This window comes from candidate division KSB1 bacterium, from assembly GCA_034521575.1.
Lineage (GTDB): Bacteria > Zhuqueibacterota > Zhuqueibacteria > Residuimicrobiales > Krinioviventaceae > JAXHMJ01.
Genome location: JAXHMJ010000005.1, coordinates 1,296,858 through 1,318,016, shown reverse-complemented (window position 1 = coordinate 1,318,016; position 21,159 = coordinate 1,296,858). Strand labels below are relative to the sequence as shown.

Here is a 21,159-nt window from a genome sequence, read left to right as displayed (position 1 = left end):
TAACCGGCGTTTCCCGTCCTCACTTTTTGTCGATCCAGATGATTATTATCCGGGACAGGCCGCCTTTTTTGAAATAATGATTGAAAGTAAATATGATGTATGAACATTCGTCTAAAATGCTCCCCCATTCCGATCCCCTATGGGTGGAACACGGCTATGGAACCCGGTTCCAGGGATTCCAGAATCTCATGCGCTTTAGAATTCGGGATGTTTTGCTGGTTTCCAGCTTGTATGATCTGTATGTGTTTGAGGAAGATGGCCGGTTATACGAGTTAATCCGCGAACAATATCAGCACCTGAATCTCAGCCATGCCCCGGAATTGACGCGAGTTTCAAACGGTGAAGAAGCCATTGCACTGGCCCGGCAGGAGCGCCGCTTTGATCTGATTATCACCACTTTGCATATTGAAGATATGAGTCTTACGCATTTTGCGCAGCGATTGAAGCAAAGTGATCTTGATATCCCGGTGGTTCTGCTCGCCTTTGATAACCGTGAACTTGTTGATTTGATGACTCACGGGGGTGTTGAAGATTTTGACCAGATCTTTATCTGGCATGGGGATTTTCGGCTTTTACTTGCCGTTATCAAAAATCTTGAAGACAAGATGAATTTGGAACACGATACGAATCTGGTGGGAGTGCAATCTATTCTGGTGGTTGAAGATGATGTCCGCTTTTATAGCGCAACTCTGCCTGTAATGTACGTTGAGGTCATGAAGCAGGCGCAGCGTTTGATTTCCGAGGGTATCAATCTTTCTCACAAACAATTAAGAGCGCGGGCGCGGCCTAAAATAATTTTATGTACGGATTATGAAGAGGCAACTGACTATTACGATGCTTATTACGAGACTGTGCTCGGCATCATTTCGGATATAGAGTTCCCCCGCAACGGGAAAATGAACTCGCAGGCAGGTTTGACGTTTTCACACTATGTCAAACAGGCCCGTCCTGAAATTCCAATTCTTTTACAGAGTTATTCCCGCGATAATCAGGAAAAAGCATTGCGGGTGGGAGCCGAATTTTTACTGAAAAATTCCGAGCAGTTTTACGAGCGACTGCACAAGTTCATGTTTGATCACTTTTATTTTGGCGATTTTATTTTCCGCACACATGACGGCACCGAGGTGGATCGCGCCTCGGACCTGCCGATGCTGGAGCAAAAATTAAAAACAGTCCCGGAAGAAAGCATTATTTATCATGCCGAACGCAATTACTTTTCCAACTGGTTAAAAGCCAGAACTGAATTTTGGCTGGCCCATCAATTGCGACCGCGCAAGATATCTGATTACAATACGATTGAAGAGACACGCCAGTCACTGATCAAGGCGCTGCGCGATTATCGTAAACTCCGTCAGCGCGGCATTGTTACCGTTTTTAAAAAAGATATGTATGATCCGGTGAGTAGTATTTCCAGATTGGGAGGTGGATCGCTGGGCGGAAAAGCGCGCGGACTTTCTTTTGTCAATATTTTAATCAATAATTATAACCTGCAAAACCGTTTTCCTGAAATTCGGATATTTATCCCTCCCGCTATTGTCATTGGTACGGATATTTTCGATGCGTTTGTTGAACAAAATGAATTATTGCCTTTTGCGCTTGAATCGAATGATGATCAGGAGATTATACAACGTTTTCTGCATGCCAAAAAATTTCCTGAGAATATATTGGGCGAGTTGGCATCCTTTCTCGATATCATTCAGGAACCTCTGGCGGTTCGTTCGTCCAGCCTTTTGGAAGATTCACATAATCAGCCATTTGCGGGGGTCTATGATACGTGTATGCTGCCCAATACGCATGAAGATTCTATGATCCGGCTGGCTCAGCTGTTAAAGGCAATAAAGCGGGTCTATGCGTCTACCTATCTAAAAGCGGCAAAAGATTATATCAAAGCCACGTCATACAGTCTGGAAAATGAAAAAATGGCTGTCATCGTACAAAAAATGGTAGGTTCTTTTTATTCCGACCGGTTTTATCCGAATTTCTCCGGTGTTGCCCGATCCTATAATTATTATCCGGTCAAACCGCAAAACGCATCCGATGGAATCGTTTCAATTGCTTTGGGACTGGGCAAGATGGTGGTGGAGGGCGGCTCTGTGGTTCGTTTTTGTCCCAAATATCCAAATTATTTGAATACGTTAGGAAACACTAAAAATGTCCTGCAAAATGCACAGACCTCGTTTTATGCGCTGGATGTGAGCAGCCGGGATGAACGCCCCGATACGGTCTGGGATTCCTTTTTAAAAAAATATAATCTTGATGCAGCGGAGAAGGACAATACCCTGGCTCAGGTCGGCTCTACTTTTTCGCCGGAAAATGATCGAATATATGACGGCATTTCGCGACCCGGAGCGCGAATTGTGTCTTTTGCACCTTTGATCAAAGGTAAACTGTTTCCCCTCCCGGAAATAACCGAGTTGCTTTTGGATATGGGCAGCTGGAGCATGGGAACGCCGGTCGAGATAGAGTTTGCGGTCAACACCCATACACCGGACTCGCAACCCAATGAATTCGCCATTTTGCAGATGCGCCCGGTGGTACAGAACCGGGAACTGGAGGTTCTGGATATTGGACATTTTGATAAAAAAGAGTTGATCTGCAAAAGTGTCAAGGTGCTGGGCAATGGTGTACTGCGGAATATTTATGATATTATTGTGGTCGATCGAGATGCCTTTGACCGTTCAAAAACACGCGAGGTTGCTGCAGAAATCGGGCGTCTGAATTCGAAACTGCTTGACGAGAAGCGCCCTTGTGTACTGATTGGTATGGGCCGCTGGGGATCGCTTGATCCCTGGCTGGGTATTCCGGTGCGTTGGGATCAGATTGCGGGGGCGCGTGTGATCATTGAGACAAATTTTCAGGATCACAGTGTCTCGCCTTCCCAGGGTTCGCATTTTTTTCAAAATTTAAACTCATTCATGGTCGGATATTATACGGTTCATCCGGAACAGACGGAAAGTTTTGTGGACTGGGACTGGCTGCTGCAGCAAAAGCCTCTTGAACAGAAACAGTATATACGGCATTTGCGTTTTGAACATCCTGTTGTTGTTAAAATGAATGGTCATAAAAGCAAAGGCATTGTTTTAAAGCCGGAGGCTGAATTTGGAAAAACATGATAAAATTCCTGTAAAATGTCCGCATTGCGGCAAACGATTGAGTCCCTGGGAGCAGGTTTTGCTGAGTGTGGACCGCGCTTTGATGTGCCGGGGATGCTGGTACCGTATTTTATTGGACCACAATGACAATCCCCAGACCGAGCCTCCCAAGAATTATCGCAATAAGGATGATGAGTCATGAAATCATACAATTCTTTTGAAACCGCTCAGAATCAGATTATAGAAGCGGCAAAAATCCTGAATTTAAATCAGGCCACTATCGATTTACTGTCCTGGCCGCAACGGGAAATTTCTTTTACATTTCCGGTGAAAATGGATGATGGAAAGACCCGCATTTTCCATGCTTACCGTGTGCAGTATAACACAGCGCGCGGACCGGCCAAAGGCGGGATTCGATTTTATCCGGATGAAACGGTTGAAACCATTCGGGCTCTGGCCTGTTGGATGAGTTTGAAAACCGCTGTGGTTGATCTGCCGCTGGGCGGCGGTAAGGGCGGTGTTGTTTGTGATCCGCGTCATTTATCTCGCAGAGAACTGGAAAATGTTTCCCGTGGCTATATGCGGGCTTGCGCCTCGTTTCTTGGAATTGATAAAGATGTTCCGGCTCCGGATGTGTATACCAATCCGCAGATTATGGCCTGGATGATGGATGAATATGAAACGATTGTGCAGCATCATCATCCCGGTGTGTTGACTGACAAGCCCATGCAGATCGGTGGTACGGAAGGACGCCGCGATGCGACAGCGCGCGGTGGTGTGATTACAGTGCGTGAAGCTTGCCGGGCCTTGAATATTGATCCACTCGGTCCTTTTGCGGTGCAGGGGTTTGGCAATGCGGGACAACGCGCCGCGCTTTTACATCAGGAATTACTGGGCGGTGGAAAATTGATTGGCGTTTGCGATTCCAGAGGCGGGCTTTACAATCCCGATGGGATGCCTGTCAAGGATTTGATCATGTATAAATTGAAAAATGGCTCTGTGGTCGGTTTTCCGGGCGCAAACCCCGTCGACCGTGACAGCATTTTGGAACTGGATGTCAATATTTTATATCCGGCTGCCCTTGAAAATGCGATTTCGTTGAAAAATGTTGAACGCATCAAGGCGAAAATTATCTGTGAACTTGCCAACGGTCCCACCACACCGGATGCAGATAGAATACTTTATGAAAAAAATATTCATGTTATTCCGGATATCCTGGCCAGCGCCGGCGGCGTGACGGTCTCTTATTTTGAAATGGTTCAGGATGGAACGCGTGATTTTTGGGAAGAGGCTGTTGTTCATGAACGGCTGGATAAAATCCTGACCCAGGCTTATCACACCATCAAGGAGGCGACACAGGAAAAAAAGGTGCATCCCCGATTGGCGGCTTCCATTGTTGGTGTGGCGCGTATTGCAGAGACTTGTGAATTGAGAGGCTGGGTCTGATGTTTTGAATTTATTGTGGAAAACAGTATCATTTGTGAATGAAAAGTCAGGATAAGTAATCGACAGAATTTCAGCTGAACGGGGGTTCAATTACTATTTCTTTCTGTGCAGGCGTTTTTGTATGAGAGTGATGATCATTTTGTCATCTTTGGATTTTACCAGGGTCAAATACCCGCCTATACATAACGTCAGCAAGATAATGCCTCCTGCCATGGCGCCCGGTAAACCTTTTAGATGAATGAGATGCTGCAGTGCCATCACTATGGCCCCTGCTGCCACTATGACCGCGGTATTGCCCAGGTAGGGCCAATCGTATGGATGGATTCGGAACTCGTGATAGACCTGCAGGGTTTTGAGTATATTCACAACCACAATACTGGTACCGGTTGCGAGCGCAGCTCCGGTGATGCCCCACCGCGGGATAAAAAGAATATTAAACAGTGTATTCAAAAACAGCATCAACACCGAGTTCCACAGCATCCATTTCTGCTTGCCGGTCATGACCAGGATGGTGCCGTTGGGGCCGCCAAGTCCGTTGATCATTTGTCCCAGCGTTAACAGCAGCAGCGCCGACTGTCCGGTTAAAAATTCATGTCCAAAGAACGCCAATAGCTGATTTTTGAAAAGAACATAAAACACAAAGACCAGCAGTGAAAAGCTGTAAACCCAGCGGGTGAACAGCTTGAACAGACGTTCCAGTTCATTGATTTTCTGTTCGTGAAACAGTTCAGAGATGTGCGGCGAAAATATGACATTAATGGCCTGCAGGGCCAGCAGGCTCAGCATGGCCAGTCGCTGAGCGATGGTGTAGATTCCCACATGTGAGGATTCAAGATAATAACCGGTGAGCAGAATATCCACATGATTCATCAACAGATTCAGAGTGCCGATTAAAAATAACGGCGCTGAATAGACGTAAAAAGCCTTTAGATTAACAGGCTGATCGACAGAATCGGCAATATCTTTAAAATATTTAAACACCAGCCGCAGCAAAATACCACAGCTTATCATGTAAACCAGGATACGGGCGGTGATGACCGAGGTTAATCGGGGAGAGAGCAGACTGACGCCGATCAATAACAGAATATAAAGAGCCGGAGCCACGATCGATTCGATGATGGATTCAACATCAGCGCGCTTGAATCCGTCGAATACGGCGATCAGCATGCGGTATAAGGTGAAAAACGGCAGATAAAAGGCAAAAGCGCGCAATGCCAATCCTGCGGATTCGGTTTTGAACAGCAGAACCCCGAGCTTTGGCCCAAAGATATACAATAATACGGCCAGCAAAAGGGATGCTGCAAAGGACAGGCCGAGAGAACTGCGGATGATACGTTTGGCTTTGCCCTTGTGCTCCCGGGTGTAAATCGGTAAAAAACGAATCAATCCCCGATCCGCGCCCATGACCGTGAGCATGGTAAGCACTTGAATGACCACGATACCGAGTTGATAATTGCCCAGTACGGCACTGCCGAGCGTTTTGGCGATCAGCACGCCGATGAAAAAACTCAAGACCTGTTTGGATATCTTGCCGGAGAATACGACCAGCCATTGGCGGGACATGGATTTGGCGCGTGTGTGCAATGTGGAATTCTGTTGTGTCCGGTTCTCCGACATTTCAACTCTGCTCCTTTGTGGCAGGCGGCATGTTCCTGTTCGAATCATGCGATTGGCACCTGAATTTAATCATCTGTTTCAACGGGTTTGAAAGCTGCCGAGCCCGCCGTTTAAAGCGTCGGAGAGCAAGAATGCGATGGTTAATCAAACCATTCGTCGTCACCACGTTTTTTAAACCGTATTTTTTCAAGAGAAGCTTGGCCTTGTTTAGATAATTTAGGTCTACATGTCCGGCCGAGAGGTGATTGATTTTTAACGGCAACACATAAACCGCATAACCCTGTTCTGCCAGCGTCAGTGAGGCATCCGCCGCGTAAAGATGCCAGTCAAACCGGTTGTCGGTAAACAAATTAAATCGTTCTATGGTTTGTCGATTGGTGATCATCACGCATTCATCAATAATTTGAACGGTTTCGGGTTCAGAAATGGGAATATTAGAGATCTGTTTACCTCCGGAAATAATGGGATTGACGCCGCAACCTTCTTTCTCTGATTTTTTACTCCGCTGTCCCACGGCGCCCGCCAGATAATCGTCATTGCGGGCAATAGACCGGATCCATTCCGGTATTTTGTTAAATGTTTCCGGATCGTAAAACAGCGCGTCCTGATGCGCCAGCACCAGAACCTGGTCATCTGTAAACCTGTAAAGCGCGAACCTTATGGCCTGTCCAAAAGATTCGAATTCATTGTGCGTATTGTCGATCAGAATCGGTCCTTTATCCGTGATGTGCGGATGACTGCTCAATAATCCGGCTTTAAGCAGTTCCGGGTGGTTGTAGAGGCCAATGATGTTCATCGCTGTTCCAGTTTGAATACAAATTGAGTGGCAAATAATGCAGGCCACCACCGGCTGAGCAGGCGTTCGAGTCGGGTTGGGTTTTGGCGTTTGGATTTTTTGATAAAATAACGTCCGGGGATGGAGGTAAATTCTTTGATCTGCAGACCCAGGTTCTCGAATAATTTTAGCATGCTCTGAAACGTGTAAAACCGGATATGTGTTTCATCCATAATACCGGATTGTGTATACTGCCATTTACCGGCCAGCAATTTCAAACGGATCAGGATATTCGCCACATTGGGGATGGAAACGATGACCAAACCGTTCGTTTTCAAGAGCTGTAAAAGTCGTTTGAGGGCCGGTTCCGGAAACCTCAAATGCTCAATCACATCTCCCAAAATGATTACATCAAATTTCTGATCCGGGAGTTGTGGGGTGTCAGCTTCGATATCCACAACAGCAGTTCGGTACAAGTGCTCACGGGCCCGCACGAGTGCCTGAGGAGAAATATCGATACCGTAAACCCGGCAATGTTTGCCATTCTGCAAGCGTCGACCCAGTTCACCTGTGCCGCAGCCCACATCAAGCACAAAAGAGTCGGGCGGGACGAACGGAACAATATAAGGATTGTGTCCTGCATACGTGTGGATTTTTTTATCAAACATTACGGTTTTCATTTCCCCACTCTTTTTGTTATTTTTAAAACGTGGCGTATATGATTCTTTTCAGCCGGGGTGGAAACATGCCAGTTAAAGATAAGAAAAAGCACAATGATTGTCAAACTTGCAGTGATCAATACCGTTCCCTGCAGGGCGGTTGCTAATAATGCAGCCATGGTTGATGCTAAAAACAAACTGTACAGTTTATGCCATCCGGGATTCTTTAACAGACGATGGGCAAAAAAGACCAGAATAATGCTGTCGATCAGAGCGCGCAGACACCATGCCAGGGCAGCGCCGCTGATCCCGAATCGATGCACCAGCACATAAAGCAGCAAAAGATAAAACGGAATTTCCACTATGTGAAGTTTGGCGGTAAAGTCTGCACGGCCCGCGGCCTGAATCAGTGAAAAGGCAATCTGCGCCGGTGAATTGACCAGACATCCGATGGCCAGCCATTGCGCAACCTGGGTCCCCTTGTCTGCGAATTCGCTGCCCAGCCAGAGTCGCAGTCCGGGTTCAGCCAGGGCAATCAGAAGCATAGCAAGCGGGAACATCAGCGTGTAAAGCGCGCGCAATCCCTGCCGATATAACGCCCCGGCGTGGCTGAGGTTGACCGAATAGGAGGTGGAGAATGCCGGAAACAGCACACGCACCAGGGCTGTGGTGATGAGCAGGGATTTGCTCACCACTTCATAGGGAGTGACGTAAAACGTAACCGCGGCCATGGACAGCCAGGCGCCGATGAAAAAGCGGTCAAAGTACACCATCACCGGACCCAGGATGTTGCTGATTGACATCCATATGCCCTGCCTGAACATATCTTTGAGAAATTCAAAAGTTGTCTGCATTTTTCGCAGAGCGGGCAGCGAACGGCTGATGATCGCAGCGTAAAACAATCCCACCACCAGTCTGACAATGAGTAGCGCAAGGATGTACCAGGGAAGGGCGGACGTGAAATGCAGCAGCAACAGCGGTGTGCTGAACAGTAATATGCCGCTAAGGGAACGGGCTATATTGACAAGGCCGAATTTTTGAAAGGCTTCCAGCGTTCCCCGCAGTCCCGTGGTGGTGGTCACCAGCGGTACACCGGCGGCCAGGAGCAGAAAACTGACTCGGGTTTCCTGCTGCAGGGCGGGAGGGATGTTCAAAATACGCGATACAATGGCAGGGGCGGCCAGCGCCAACAGTCCGCCGGCGCACAGACCCAGCAGCAAGAGGAACAACAGACCGCTCCAGAATATCTCGCGAATGTCGTCCTGTTTGCCGTGTCCCAGTTTTTCACCGATCAGTTTGGTCATCACACGCGCCAGTCCGAGATCCAGCAGGCTGAAATATCCCATCAGCATCCATCCGATACTGAGAATACCAAACCTCTCTTTGCCGATGCCCTGAATGAGCAACGGGATGGCGATCAGGGCTGCGAGAAAAGGGAGAATTTGCCCCAGGATATTGTACAAGCTGTTACGGGCAATGTGTTTGCTTTGGTAAAGCTGTCCGGGTTCTGAAATAGAGTCAGACATATCAGAGAGTGTTCCATGTAAACGACAACGTCCATTGACGACGGGTGATGTCTGTCCGGTTCGCAGATTTCCCCCTTGAATAAGAGTATCCGGCTTTGATATGCAGGTTGAGCGCCAACTGAACATCAAGATACAAATCAAAGGACGTAGAGGGCATGTCCAGTCCTTCCCCGAACTTGATATACAGCGGTCCGCCGGAGATGACGGGATCGTTTATATCTCCGCCGGTATTGACACCGCTGTTCTCATATCGGACACTATGCTGAACCAAAGTCTGAATCTGAAATCGGTAGTGCGGCCGGTAGGACAAGTCCAGGATGGCTGTTTGTGTATGCGGACCGGTGGGGTAACCCATTGGAGTGCTGAAATGCTGGTAGCGGGTCATCGGTTCTTTGTGTGAATACACCAGCGGCCGGATGCGCACATATTCGGCGCCCAGATCCAGATTGGGCAGAGAAAACAGATCGATATGCTTAAAACCACAGAGCCAGGCGTATTTGTTGCCATAGTATCCGGTTCCCAGTTTTCCGGTGGTCATATCATCGATGAGCAGTTCACCGTAAAACCGGGTGCGCCGGGGGAGTTTCAAATTCCATGTGAGTCCCATGAGCGCGTTGTCCTGATCTCCGAGATAGTGCTCGGCGGAACGAAAAAACATAACCGGATTCAGATATCCGGGTTCAAATGTGCGGCCGGCATAGACAATGGATTCCTGGAGACCCAGTTCCAGCCAGTTCCAGGGGGAAAATTCGAGTCGGTGCGCGGCCAAATATTTGGTTTGTGCATTTCCGAAAAAATAGTCTGTGGTGTAATGTTTCAGCCAGGCGAGCATAGTCGTATATTTCAGGTGAGGCAAGGAAATTTGCAGTTTGATCTGGTCGTAGCTGGTGGCGGCGTCAGAGAGCATCAACTGTCCGGTGCGGCCGGGGCCCCACTGGTTCTTTGCTTTGCCGTACAGGATATCCAGATAGTTGTTGTGATAATTGATATAGGCCGTGGTTTCGTCATGGTACATTTGTCCTTTGCTGCCCTGGACAAAACCGAGACCAAAGTCTGTGGCATTGCCGCGCGGATAGGCGCGATCACCGTAATCCCGGGTATCGCGTACATCCGTTAAAAACGAAAAGGCTCCGAGTTGTCCCCACAGCATGACCCCGTTACCGTCGCTGAATTCGCGCTCTATGCCGTCCAGGGTATCGGCGGTTGCGTAGCTGCGGCTGCGGATGACAATCGGATTGCCGTATACCTGGAGAGGTCCGGTTTGAGCCGAAAACAGGTGCACACCGTCGCGGTAAATCAGATCGGGCAGCCAGGGATCGATACGGGACGATTGGGCTAACTGTGTCCAGCGTGTGGTGTTTGGCGCATCTTGCTGCGGCCAGTCCATATACCAGGCCTGTTTCAGTTGTTCGATCTGTTGCTGATCAATTGGTGTGAGTACTGCTTTGGGATCAAGGCGCTGCAGAGCGCTGATCATCTGATCCCGGGTCATGGGGCGGGTGCTGTTCAGGGCAGCGTGGATTTGTTTTTTGGTCTCCAGACGGTCCAACAGCTCATAAGCCCAGTGATTGAGCGGAACATAGATGCTCTGAGCCGCCGGATTTCCCATAAAAAAGTCGGCGAACAAACACAGGATCAGCAATGTTTTTATTTTATGGTTATGCATATGTTTGACAAAACATGACGGGTTCTCTGCCAGCTGAAAGATGTTTGGCCGCATCAGGATGCGGTTAAACCGATTTGTCTCAGTCCCAGTCCTGGTTTTCCAGCAGCTGCGCTTCCGGGACGTCGCGGAACACCCGGGCCGGTTGTCCGATGACGGTTTTACGGGCCGGTACGTCACGGGTCACAATCGCGCCGGCGCCGACCACGGCATCTTTTCCAATGACCACGCCGGGTAAAATAACCGCGTGGCCGCCAATGCGTCCGCCGCGTTTGACCGTGATTCCCTTGAAATGCTTAAAGCGTTCCCGGGTGCGGCCCAGAAAGTTATCGTTGGTGGTGTGCACACCCGGCGCGATAAAACAATAATCTTCAATCTCCGAATAGGCCGTGATATAACAGTTGGTTTCCAGTTTGCATTTTTTGCCTACCCGGGTTTTGTTCTCAATAGTGGCATTGCGGCCGATAATGGTGTATTCGCCGATTTCCACCTGTTCGCGCACGGCGGCGCCGTCCGCGACGAGATTGTGGCCGTGCAACCGGCTGCCGCGGTACACCACGGCGTGAGCTCCGATCAAGCAGTGTTCGCCCACGCGCGCCGGCTCCAGGTCCTCTTGTTTGAAGATACTGCGTTTGGCGCGCATCGGCTCTTTACCGACAACGCTAAAGTCATCGATGCGGGTATGGTCGCCGATTTGGGTTCCGGCGTGAATCACCACATGGTGACCAAGTATGCAGTTTTTTCCGATTCGAACATCATCTTCCAGAACCACAAATTCCTTTAGTTCAGTTCCTTCGCCAATATGAGCGCTGGGTGATATAACTTGTGTCATGTTTATCCTCGTTTGCGGGATCGAGTGAGTGTTTTTAGTTTGCTTCTGATACGCTGTGCGTCTCCGGACAGGGTTCGGGAAACGGTTTGCAGTTTCTGTTTTTCTTCAGATGCCTCATTCAGGTTGTTGTAGGTGTGATCGGCAAATGCATAAAAAATGCTGAACACAAATCCCAACAGCGTTAACGCGATCACAATCAATTTTCGCTGCGGAGCGCTGCGGAAAGGCGGCGGAACCGCCGGGTCCAGAACCTGTACCGTAGGCGTGTTGCGCGCCTCTTCAATTTTGGCCTGATAATACTGACGATTCAACAATTCCCATACGGTTTCCTGCACCTGAACATCGCGCTTGAGTTCTGCAATCTGAATAGCTATTTTGGGTACATCCAGAAACGGCACGTAAATATCGGTGGTATCAATATGCGACGAATCGCTGCCGATTTGCAGGTCTGCGTAGCGTTTTTTCATTTCCTTGAGTTCCTGTTTGGCGCGAATGAGCTGCGGATTTTGCGGTTTCATGGCCTCTTGCATCATGGAAATATTGATTTCCTTTGCGATGATTTGGGCTTTGAGCTGACCGGTTTGCTCAAATGACGCCTGCATCTGGTTTTCCAGAGACACCGCGCGGTTTTTCTGCTGAAATTCAGCCAGACGTTTTGTCGCGGATACAAGTTGTTCGTGTGTGTTTTCCAACTGTTCTTCAATGTAAAGACGCGAGTTTTTGGCCCGCGACACGCTTTTCTGCTGATTGAAGCGGTCCAGTTCTTCGACAAAGGCGTTGGCTACACGCGCGGACAAATCCGGATCACCAAGCTCGACCCGGATGGAAATAATGCCCTGCTTTGATTTCATAAATTCTGCTATTTTATACATTTTTTGTGTGCCGACGCTCACAGAGGAGAATCCCGCTATTTTGTATAACGGCAGGGTGTCATTGTCGCTGACAAAGGTGCGCTGCAGGATGGCGCTGCTCAGACTGCGGCTTTTTAAAAGTTCCAGCAGTAAATCCGTGGAAGAGGTCTGCTTGGAGAACGAAAAGCCGGGTAGATCCACGCCTTCCATCATGGACGACATGCCCGGGCGACTGTTTTCCTCAGGCGGCATCAATGTGGTTTCGGCTGTCCACTTTTTCGGCAGAACAAAGGTGAGCAGAATGGCTGCAATACACGTGATCAGTGTATTGCGGAGAATAATCCAGCGATAGTCCAGAAGGACCATCAGCAGATCGCTGAGCCGTGTTTCTTTTTGGGAGGGTTGTGTTGTTTGCATATTCATCAACCTGATTATTTTTCAGCAGCGTTACGCAATACCAGGTACACCGTGGCCAGTTGTCCCATGACCATGACAATGTCCTGAAATGCCTGCCAGACATCGACATCCTTTTTACGTGGAATCCAGATTCGGTCACCGGGATCCAGACTTTTAACTTTATTTTTTTCCAGGATCATCCCGGATAATTTGATGACCTTGGCGCGGTTTCTGGATGCATCCCAGGTGTAACCGCCGGCCTGAGAAATATAATAATTGATAGAACGTCCCGGGTGATAAAGCACACCGCCGGGTTGGGATACGCGGCCGGTCACGAACACAATCTGCGGCTTGGGGGGAATATGTATAGTGTCCCCGTCCTTGAGCTTAATATCTTCTGTGCTGCCCTGCTCAACAATCAGTTTCTGAAAATCGACCACAATTTCTTTGATATCGCGGGTGTTCTGTTTCATAACATAATATTCATATTCCGAGTCCGTCATGTCCGCGGCCTGCATTTTAGACAAGCGCTGAAATTCCTTGTCTTCCGGTATTACGGCCTGTTGTCGCATGAGCCTGGCTTCGCGCAGCATGGCGTTCGAGGTTGGTCCGCCGGCAGCCTGAATCACAGAACTGAGAAAAGTCGAATTTTGGGTGATGGGATACGTGCCGGGAAACTGCACTTCACCCTGGATATCAACGGTTGGTCCCATTTCCCAGTCGGGAATGCGCCGGATAAACACCTGGTCATCCGGCTGCAGGATGATAGGAGCGGTTTGTCGATTCAGAACATTCTGTACATTAAAAGAGCTAATTCCCGGAGCCTCATTCAAATCGATGGTGGCCACTTCGCCGCGCAGCAGATAGGCGCTTCGTGTTAGTCCGCCGGCCATAAGGATCAAATCGCTGACTCTGATGTTTTCCTGCCACGGATAACTGCCGGCACGTTTTACCTCTCCGTATATGGATACTTGCTGTGCAGGTGATTTGATCGTTTTGGCAAACACGTAAATACTGTCGTTGTTGCACAGAACCGGGTCTTCAGCCGGGTCAATATCCGGATAGGAGCCAAAATCAGCATATTGAACCGTTGCCACTCCATTGGCATTGATATTCTGTATTTTGATCTCTTCCCGGAGCGCAATATCCGTAAATCCGCCGGCCAATTTTAACAGGTCGCTCAAATGTTCTGTTTGCACAGGATTCAGTTCATAATTGGCTTGCCGGTTGATTTCACCGGCAATATCCACTGAAGCCTGCCGGATCGGCACATACAGCCGGTCGCCGCTCTGAAGGACAACGGGTTTGTGGCCGACCGGCCGGAGAATAAAGTTATACAGGTCGATGCGCGCATACAGAGTGTCCCGGCGGTACAATTGCACATTGCGGAGCGAGCCGTTGGGGGTCGGTCCCTGTGCCATGATCAGTAAATCAAGCACGCCGGCCAGAGCGCCGGCGGTATAATTACCGGGATTTGTGACTTCGCCGATGACACTGACTCCGATCTGTTTCGGACGCGCCAGCATCACGTCCAGGGAATAATCGCTGTAATATTGTTTGAGATTGCGATCGAGTTCGCCTTTAAAACGGTTCATGGTCATGCCGTTCACAGAGATGACCCCGATATTGGGAACGTACAGTTTACCGTCAGCTGTGACGGCGAGGTCAAACTCTTGCTGAACTTTGCCACCCATATACACGGCCAGTTGATCGCCGGGACCCAGCTGGTAATCTGAGGGGAGAGAACCGGCTGCATTGATTTCCGCTGTGCGGCCGCTGAATAAATTGGCGCCAAATCGCTGAAGATCGCCTTGGGGGGCGGCTGAAGCTTTTGATATTTGCTGACTCTCACCGGCACCGGTAACCGGAGTCTGCCCAATCTGCGATACATCCTGGCTGCTTTGGGCCAGAACAGACACTGCCGGCGCCAGCATCATCAGGGCGGTGAGGATGCGCTTTATCATAAAAGACCCTTGTTTTTATTGAAATATAGACAACCATACCGATTATTTCAATAGTTTATTGCAATATAATGAAATTTTTAAAGCAACGTAATTTTCTGTATGGTCGTTTGAGAATCAGTCCGGATCCGGCAGTAATAAATGCCGGCAGCTGCTAATCCGCCGTTTGCAGACATTCTGTTCCAATGGACTGTGTGACTGCCGCGGCTGAATGATTGCTCGATTAGAGTCGTCACTTTTTGCCCCATGATATTGTAAACGCTGATGTACACATTCTGCCTTTTTTCCAAATTAAATTGGATGTTGATATGGGTTTGGGCCGGATTCGGATAAAGACTCAGCGCGGCGCTGTCCTCACGGTCAACCGGCTCTGACACACCGCCGATCAGTTTGATTTCAGAGCCATAATTGCTTTCATTGCCCCACATGTCGATCGCAGTCACGGTGATATAATAGACAACACTGTCCTCAAAAGTGATTTTATATTGTGTTTCTTTGCCCACGTACTTGGAATTCGTGTAGCGTCCGGATTCGCGTCCCCAGTAGACTTTGTAGCAGAGAATATCATCGTTTTGAACGGGGTCCCAGACCAATGTAAGCGCTATTGATTCAACAGGAATCAATAGCAGAGAGGTGATGATTAGTATTTTCAACGTGTTCCGGAAGTTGATCCGTTTAAGCTGGTTAATCATGATATTTTCGCCATTTCTCATGTCTGATGTCGTGCTGTGATACCTTGTAGTTTAAAACCCGGGGGGAAATGCCCAGCAGTTTTGCCGCATCCCGCTGCACCCATTTTGCGCGCATCAGCGCGGTGACGATGGCTTGCCGTTCCAGTTCCTGAAGGTTCAATGTTTTGAAATTGGTTCCGTCGCGTTCTTCTTGCCTTTTTTCATGGGCTCCGGCCTCGAAATAGGCGGTTCCCGGCATGTTTAGAGCATGTGAAGCAATGGGTTTGCCGGGTTTTGCGATCAAAATCGCTCGTTCAAGCAGGTTGCGCAGTTCACGAATGTTGCCAGGCCAGTGATGATCCATAAGCATTTGCATGGCATTCCGCGTAAACGGTCTCACCTTTTTGCGCAGTTCTACTGAAAATTTTTTGCGGAAATATTCCGCCAGCAGCGGAATATCTTCTTTGCGGTCCCGGAGCGGAGGCATCGCAAGAGAGACCACATTCAGCCGATAGAACAGGTCGTTGCGGAATTTGTCGCTCTGCATCTGTACCCACAGATCTTTGTTGGTGGCTGCGATGACTCTAACGTTTACACGAATGTCAAGGTTCCCGCCGAGCCGGTTAAAAGTCTGGTCCTGCAAAACCCGTAATATCTTTGCCTGGGTGGACAGGGCCATGTCTCCGATTTCATCCAGAAACAGGGTGCCGCCGTCCGATTTTTCAAATTTGCCTTTGCGCAGACTGAGAGCGCCGGTGAACGCCCCCTTTTCATGCCCGAAAAGTTCACTTTCCAGTAAATGTTCATTCAGCGCTGCGCAATTTACCTTGATAAACGGTTTGTTTGAGCGTGGACTTTTGTTCTGGATCGCGGCCGCCACCAGTTCCTTGCCTGTGCCGGTTTCTCCATGAATCAATATGGATGCCTGGCTCTGAGCGATTTTGAGAATGAGCTGATACATATCCCGCATTTGCTGAACGCGGCTTATTTTGGGATAGTAAAGTTCAAATTTTGTATAAGAACCGGTGGTGTTCTGTGTGTCATTCAGATAATTGTCTTCCTGCGGTGACAGCTGCAGATCGTAGAGACGTTCTGTCATGTATAAATGAATCCTGTAATAATATAATAAAATTGTTTCTGATTTTCCTGAATATTTTCTGCTATATACGTTAATAAAAGCGTCATGCGTGAAGATATTTAATTCTTTTGTATCAGTTTCTCCGAAAGTGCATGTATTGCCGGCAAACGCTTTGAACGTTGTATTGTCATGTTTTACTTTATATTTTCAGTGAACTTTGTTATCTTTAGCTGTTATCGAACAGAGTCAGGACTTATGCGGAAACTAGAAAAATCAATATTCATGCTGAAAAAACTGCTCAAGGATATCGGAAGAGATGCTGATATTTATCAGCTAACTTTAGACGTTCATTCCCGGCAGTTGGGATATTATTATTTCCTCATGGATGAACAGGAATTGCTGAACGGACACAGTCAAAACTTTTTTTTCAATGACGATGGCATTCCTATCATTCCCAGTTATATCGATGTGAAAGACCGTCGAATGATCTATTACCCCATCTCGATTGGTCAATACGGCCTGGCGATTTATCATACGTATCTCGCAAGCGGAGCCGATGATGACCGGAAACGATTTTTAAATATTGCCAGGTGGTTTTATGATAACCGCATTCGGGAACCGGAACGCGGTACGTTTTGGCTGACCGACGTCCCGAAACCGGAATTTAAAATTAATGAACCCTGGCCTTCAGCCTTTGCCCAAAGCCGCGCGATATCCATTTTGCTGCGGGCGTTTCAGATGACGGAACATGAACCGTATCTTGACGTGGTAAAAGATGCATTGAACATTTTTGCAGTACCGGCGGATCAGGGCGGAGTGACCACCTTTACCGATTACGGTCCGTTTTACGAAGAATATCCCGCATCCTTCCCGACCATGGTGCTGGACGGATTCTTTTTTTCCATGTGCGGCTTGCATGAATATATGCGCGCCGTTGATGATCCGGAGCCTGCGGCTGCGCTTTTTGAATCCGGTCTGGACAGTATTAAAAAGTGGCTGCCGGAATACGATCTCGGATTCTGGATCCGCTACAATTACTGCAGGCAACCGTTTTATCCGGATCCGGATCCGGCGACTATAGGATATCTGCGACTGGTCAATACCCAGCTGCGTCTGTTTTATACCCTGACCGGGGATACTGTATTTCAAGAGTTTGCGGAAAAATGGCGGGACTATGACCGGTTTTTCAATATTATGAAAATGTACCGGATTAAATACCGGGCGTTGAAACAATTAGGACGGTTATGATAAGAGTCGAATATCATGGACCGGCGTCGTTCAAAGCGCCGTTCTGGTATGTCCTGCGCCAACTGAGCCGGATGACCGGTCTGGTCTTTGCTAACGGGGCAGGGGGGGATCGGGATGGCGTACGGGCCGAACTGTTTTACGGCAAGATGCCCGATTCATCCGGAAAACGCCGGCTGTGTATCGGCGCTGTTCCGGAATATCTGCCTGACAACGCCAATGTGCGCCGTGCAGTGGCGGACGGCAGTGCGCCGCAGAACTTGCCCCGTCGCATTCTTTATCTGTTCACGGGAGATATGCCGTCTTTTGAAGAAATATTGTACCTGGATGCAGACCGGCAGCCGCTGGTTAGTCATTCCGAACAGACCGTTTCCTGTACCTGCGATCTGATCGCAACTTGTTTTTACATGCTGAATCTGGAACAGGAAAACCGCACTGCGACCCGCGATGAACACGGACGCTTTCAACGTGAGTTTACACGAGAGTCGTCACTTTATGATATGCCGGTCGTGGATCGGATCGTCAGGCTGATCGAGATACTGCTGGTAGCGCCGAAAGTACCCGGGATTGTTCCATATCCCGCTATCTGGCCGGATCACAAACCGTTCGCTGTGGCGTTGTCTCATGATGTGGACCGCATCCGCACCTGGACGCTGCGCAAGGCACGCCGTGCCATCGCACCGGTCCTGAAATCGCGCGGCCTATCCGCCGTTCTGCCTGCTGCCGGTTATCTGCTGCGCTCGATGGCACGCCCTGAAAACTGGGCCGGTAACTTCAAAACCATCACCCGAATGGAATCGCAGTACGGTGCCGCGTCCACCTTCTTTTTTGTCCAGCAGCGGCGTTCATCCATTGATCCGGGTTATTCATTAACATCCGGTCGACTGCAGCGGGGTATTTCAGCGCTTGACAAGGCGGGGGCAGCTATTGGGCTGCATGGAACCTCCGGTGCATACAGGAATGCCGAGAAATTGCAGCATGAAAAATCCGGCCTGGAGCGGGTCATCGGGAAAACCGTGAACGGCTGCCGCCAGCATTACCTGACTTTTGATTCCGGGATGACCTGGCGGATTTTGCAGGACGCCGGGTTTTCGTATGATTCGACAGTCGGATTCTCGAATGCTCCGGGATACCGCTGTGGAACCGGCTTTCCCTATCATCCCTGGGATCCGGATACACAGCAGGAAATGTCCCTGATCGAAATTCCGCTTGTTTTGATGGACACGGTACTGTTTCTGGAAAGCAAACAGGGCCTGAGCGCGGCAAATTCGCACCAGGTGGTCTTTGACTTGCTGGAAGAAACGCGCATCAACCGGGCCTGCCTGACTGTGAACTGGCACAATTCCGATCTGTTTGCAGATGATTGGTCCGGATTTTCAGAATTGTACAGCACTATACTCGAATGGACTGCCGAACATAACGGCTGGTTGTGTACGCTTGATGAGTTGCATGACTGGTGGAGACAATTATGATTGATCATATAAAAGTGATAGCTCACAAGGGAATCGCAACTCTGCATCAGCCCACTGCTTTGGTGGAATCGCTGATCCTGAAACGCCGCATCCTGTGCAAATGGCCGCCGGTTTTTATCGTTGGGCCGCCGCGCTCGGGAACCACCCTGTTGTACCAGTTACTCATGTCTGCATTTCATTTTTCCTATATTCCCAATATTTCAAATACCTGGTACATGATGCCGGTAACGGCTGCCAGGATGGGACGGTTGTTATGTCCGTCGTATTCTTCCAGCTTTTCCAGTGTGCACGGTTATGAAAAAGGCGCCATGGCGCCGAGTGAGGCCGGCAATATCTGGAATCGCTGGTTTCCTTATGAAAAACGCGAGGGATTCAATTATACACCGGCGCATTATTTGTCAAAACCGGCGAAAAACCGTATTGTTACATTCGTTGCCAATGTTGAAAACATGTTTAACGCTCCCTTTTTGACGAAAAATGTGAAAATGAGTGTTAGAATCCGACCTCTGCTGGAAATGTTCCCGAACGCTCTGTTTGTTCATATGCAGAGAAATCCGGTGCATTCCGCCGCTTCGCTGTTAAATATCCGCAGGAAAAAAGGTAAATCCTGGTGGTCGGTGATGCCGAAAGAGTATCCCGAGATAAAAAAAATGTCCGAACTGGAGCAGGTGTGTCATCAGGTCTATTATACTGAAATGAATATCAAACGCGATCTGCAAAAAGTAGAAAACAACCGGCTGCATGAGGTGAATTATGCCAAGCTGTGCACCAATCCGGTTCAAAAACTGGAGGCGATCGGTAAATTTTTGACCGGGCATGACATACCGGCGGACGCGGATTTGACGTCTATCCCCGAATCGTTTCCGCCGTCCCGCCCCTTAAAGGGCGAGCATATTGAAGAAAAAGAACTGGAACAAATACAGACCATATTGGATCGGATTATTGAAAAATAAAGAAAACTATCGAGAGTTTTGCCGAAACAATCCTGCCGTCCGGCTGTTTTCACAACCCTGGTGGCTGGATGCTGCCGCCGGAGCCGAGAACTGGGATGTGGCCCTGGTTATGCGTAATAACCAGGTTGCCGCTGCGCTGCCTTTTTCACGGCGACGTCTGGCGGGATTTCAGGTGTATAAAATGCCGGAATTGACGCCGTGGTATCATATCTATATTGATTATCCGCCGGAGCAAAAGATGACCCGGCGGTTGTCCTTTGAAAAGGATATTTTAAGCGAATTGATCGAACAGCTTCCGCCGTCGCCCCGGTTTATGCAAAAGTATTCGTATGAATTAACCAACTGGCTGCCGTTTTACTGGAAAGGTTATAAACAGACCACTCGCTATTCCTATATCATTCCGGATATTTCGGATACGGATGCGGTGTACAAGGGATTTCGCAACAATATTCGTCGGGAAATCCGCAAGGCTGAGCGCCGGCTGGAGATCAGACCGGAGAAGAACCTGCAGGAATTTTACCGTCTGAACAAGATGACCTTTTCTCGTCAAAATGAGACACCGTCTTATTCCTTTGACTTGCTGAAGCGCGTTGATGATGCCTGTGAGCGTCGGGAGTGTAGAAAGATTTGGGCGGCCGTGGATGATGAGGGACGCAAACATGCCGTCCTCTATCTGGCCTGGGATGCGTTCAGCGCCTATTACCTGATGGGCGGAGCTGATCCCGAACTGCGAAACAGCGGCGCCAGTTCGCTTCTGATGTGGACTGCTATACAATTCGCGTCCAAAGTGACCGCGCAATTTGATTTTGAAGGCAGTATGATCGAACCGATCGAGCGCTTTGTCCGCGGTTTCGGAGCCCGACAGACGCCGTATTTTGTTATCCATAAAAAGAAATTCCCCTTTACTCTTATCTGACCGGGA

The 21,159-nt window shown here is 48.9% G+C and carries 17 protein-coding genes; 7 read left to right on the top strand and 10 right to left on the bottom strand.

Annotated features, from left to right (window positions below; genetic code table 11):
* Nucleotides 1-92 precede the first annotated feature (92 nt).
* From U5R06_18960 to U5R06_18950, 3 genes are read left to right on the top strand one after another with little or no spacing between them, the layout of a single operon-like run.
* Entirely contained in the window at nt 93-3,113 is a 3,021-nt protein-coding gene (locus U5R06_18960) for a PEP/pyruvate-binding domain-containing protein (GenBank protein MDZ7724823.1), read from the top strand.
* Entirely contained in the window at nt 3,100-3,294 is a 195-nt protein-coding gene (locus U5R06_18955; GenBank protein ID MDZ7724822.1) for a hypothetical protein, read from the top strand. Before U5R06_18960 ends, U5R06_18955 begins: the two co-directional genes overlap by 14 nt.
* Nucleotides 3,291-4,538, top strand: coding sequence for a Glu/Leu/Phe/Val dehydrogenase (locus U5R06_18950; protein ID MDZ7724821.1), 1,248 nt, complete (start codon nt 3,291-3,293; stop codon nt 4,536-4,538). The genes U5R06_18955 and U5R06_18950 overlap by 4 nt, the downstream gene beginning before the upstream one ends.
* A gap of 93 nt (nt 4,539-4,631) precedes the next feature.
* Here U5R06_18950 and U5R06_18945 read toward each other — a convergent pair whose 3' ends face one another.
* The 10 genes from U5R06_18945 to U5R06_18900 all read right to left on the bottom strand — a co-directional run bounded on the left by U5R06_18945 (nt 4,632) and on the right by U5R06_18900 (nt 16,588).
* Nucleotides 4,632-6,155, bottom strand: a complete 1,524-nt coding sequence (locus tag U5R06_18945; protein MDZ7724820.1) for a flippase — start codon at nt 6,153-6,155, stop codon at nt 4,632-4,634.
* Nucleotide 6,156: 1 nt separating this feature from the next.
* Nucleotides 6,157-6,951, bottom strand: coding sequence for a hypothetical protein (locus U5R06_18940; GenBank protein ID MDZ7724819.1), 795 nt, complete (start codon nt 6,949-6,951; stop codon nt 6,157-6,159).
* Entirely contained in the window at nt 6,948-7,610 is a 663-nt protein-coding gene (locus U5R06_18935) for a class I SAM-dependent methyltransferase (protein MDZ7724818.1), read from the bottom strand. Before U5R06_18935 ends, U5R06_18940 begins: the two co-directional genes overlap by 4 nt.
* Nucleotides 7,607-9,115 carry a flippase gene (locus U5R06_18930; protein ID MDZ7724817.1) on the bottom strand — a complete coding sequence of 503 codons (1,509 nt, stop codon included), beginning with the start codon at nt 9,113-9,115 and terminating at the stop codon, nt 7,607-7,609. The genes U5R06_18935 and U5R06_18930 overlap by 4 nt, the downstream gene beginning before the upstream one ends.
* Nucleotide 9,116: 1 nt before the next feature.
* Complete coding sequence (locus U5R06_18925) at nt 9,117-10,781, bottom strand: capsule assembly Wzi family protein (protein ID MDZ7724816.1); 1,665 nt, start codon at nt 10,779-10,781, stop codon at nt 9,117-9,119.
* 79 nt (nt 10,782-10,860) lie between these two features.
* Nucleotides 10,861-11,610 carry a DapH/DapD/GlmU-related protein gene (locus tag U5R06_18920; GenBank protein MDZ7724815.1) on the bottom strand — a complete coding sequence of 250 codons (750 nt, stop codon included), beginning with the start codon at nt 11,608-11,610 and terminating at the stop codon, nt 10,861-10,863.
* 2 nt (nt 11,611-11,612) lie between these two features.
* Nucleotides 11,613-12,878: a Wzz/FepE/Etk N-terminal domain-containing protein gene (locus U5R06_18915; protein ID MDZ7724814.1), complete on the bottom strand. Its 1,266-nt coding sequence runs from the start codon at nt 12,876-12,878 to the stop codon at nt 11,613-11,615.
* Nucleotides 12,879-12,892: 14 nt separating this feature from the next.
* Complete coding sequence (locus U5R06_18910) at nt 12,893-14,821, bottom strand: SLBB domain-containing protein (protein MDZ7724813.1); 1,929 nt, start codon at nt 14,819-14,821, stop codon at nt 12,893-12,895.
* A gap of 77 nt (nt 14,822-14,898) precedes the next feature.
* Nucleotides 14,899-15,471: a T9SS type A sorting domain-containing protein gene (locus tag U5R06_18905; protein ID MDZ7724812.1), complete on the bottom strand. Its 573-nt coding sequence runs from the start codon at nt 15,469-15,471 to the stop codon at nt 14,899-14,901.
* A gap of 31 nt (nt 15,472-15,502) precedes the next feature.
* Entirely contained in the window at nt 15,503-16,588 is a 1,086-nt protein-coding gene (locus U5R06_18900) for a sigma-54 dependent transcriptional regulator (protein MDZ7724811.1), read from the bottom strand.
* 234 nt (nt 16,589-16,822) lie between these two features.
* Between U5R06_18900 and U5R06_18895 the strand changes: the two genes are divergently transcribed.
* From U5R06_18895 to U5R06_18880, 4 genes are read left to right on the top strand one after another with little or no spacing between them, the layout of a single operon-like run.
* The gene (locus U5R06_18895) at nt 16,823-17,815 is read left to right on the top strand and encodes a D-glucuronyl C5-epimerase family protein (GenBank protein ID MDZ7724810.1); all 993 of its coding nucleotides are present in this window, start codon (nt 16,823-16,825) and stop codon (nt 17,813-17,815) included.
* Nucleotides 17,812-19,284 (top strand): polysaccharide deacetylase family protein, encoded by a 1,473-nt coding sequence (locus U5R06_18890; protein MDZ7724809.1) that lies wholly within the window; start codon nt 17,812-17,814, stop codon nt 19,282-19,284. Before U5R06_18895 ends, U5R06_18890 begins: the two co-directional genes overlap by 4 nt.
* Entirely contained in the window at nt 19,281-20,237 is a 957-nt protein-coding gene (locus U5R06_18885) for a sulfotransferase (GenBank protein ID MDZ7724808.1), read from the top strand. The genes U5R06_18890 and U5R06_18885 overlap by 4 nt, the downstream gene beginning before the upstream one ends.
* Nucleotides 20,227-21,153, top strand: a complete 927-nt coding sequence (locus U5R06_18880) for a GNAT family N-acetyltransferase (GenBank protein ID MDZ7724807.1) — start codon at nt 20,227-20,229, stop codon at nt 21,151-21,153. Before U5R06_18885 ends, U5R06_18880 begins: the two co-directional genes overlap by 11 nt.
* Nucleotides 21,154-21,159: the final 6 nt, after the last annotated feature.

What these genes read in the sequence shown, in the direction of transcription:
- U5R06_18885 (MDZ7724808.1), top strand. Translation starts at nt 19,281, where the DNA reads ATGATTGATCATATAAAAGTGATAGCTCACAAGGGAATCGCAACTCTG.
- U5R06_18935 (MDZ7724818.1), bottom strand. Translation starts at nt 7,610, where the DNA reads ATGAAAACCGTAATGTTTGATAAAAAAATCCACACGTATGCAGGACAC.
- U5R06_18940 (MDZ7724819.1), bottom strand. Translation starts at nt 6,951, where the DNA reads ATGAACATCATTGGCCTCTACAACCACCCGGAACTGCTTAAAGCCGGA.
- U5R06_18945 (MDZ7724820.1), bottom strand. Translation starts at nt 6,155, where the DNA reads ATGTCGGAGAACCGGACACAACAGAATTCCACATTGCACACACGCGCC.
- U5R06_18925 (MDZ7724816.1), bottom strand. Translation starts at nt 10,781, where the DNA reads ATGCATAACCATAAAATAAAAACATTGCTGATCCTGTGTTTGTTCGCC.
- U5R06_18920 (MDZ7724815.1), bottom strand. Translation starts at nt 11,610, where the DNA reads ATGACACAAGTTATATCACCCAGCGCTCATATTGGCGAAGGAACTGAA.
- U5R06_18895 (MDZ7724810.1), top strand. Translation starts at nt 16,823, where the DNA reads ATGCGGAAACTAGAAAAATCAATATTCATGCTGAAAAAACTGCTCAAG.
- U5R06_18930 (MDZ7724817.1), bottom strand. Translation starts at nt 9,115, where the DNA reads ATGTCTGACTCTATTTCAGAACCCGGACAGCTTTACCAAAGCAAACAC.
- U5R06_18915 (MDZ7724814.1), bottom strand. Translation starts at nt 12,878, where the DNA reads ATGCAAACAACACAACCCTCCCAAAAAGAAACACGGCTCAGCGATCTG.
- U5R06_18950 (MDZ7724821.1), top strand. Translation starts at nt 3,291, where the DNA reads ATGAAATCATACAATTCTTTTGAAACCGCTCAGAATCAGATTATAGAA.
- U5R06_18900 (MDZ7724811.1), bottom strand. Translation starts at nt 16,588, where the DNA reads ATGACAGAACGTCTCTACGATCTGCAGCTGTCACCGCAGGAAGACAAT.
- U5R06_18960 (MDZ7724823.1), top strand. Translation starts at nt 93, where the DNA reads ATGATGTATGAACATTCGTCTAAAATGCTCCCCCATTCCGATCCCCTA.
- U5R06_18890 (MDZ7724809.1), top strand. Translation starts at nt 17,812, where the DNA reads ATGATAAGAGTCGAATATCATGGACCGGCGTCGTTCAAAGCGCCGTTC.
- U5R06_18910 (MDZ7724813.1), bottom strand. Translation starts at nt 14,821, where the DNA reads ATGATAAAGCGCATCCTCACCGCCCTGATGATGCTGGCGCCGGCAGTG.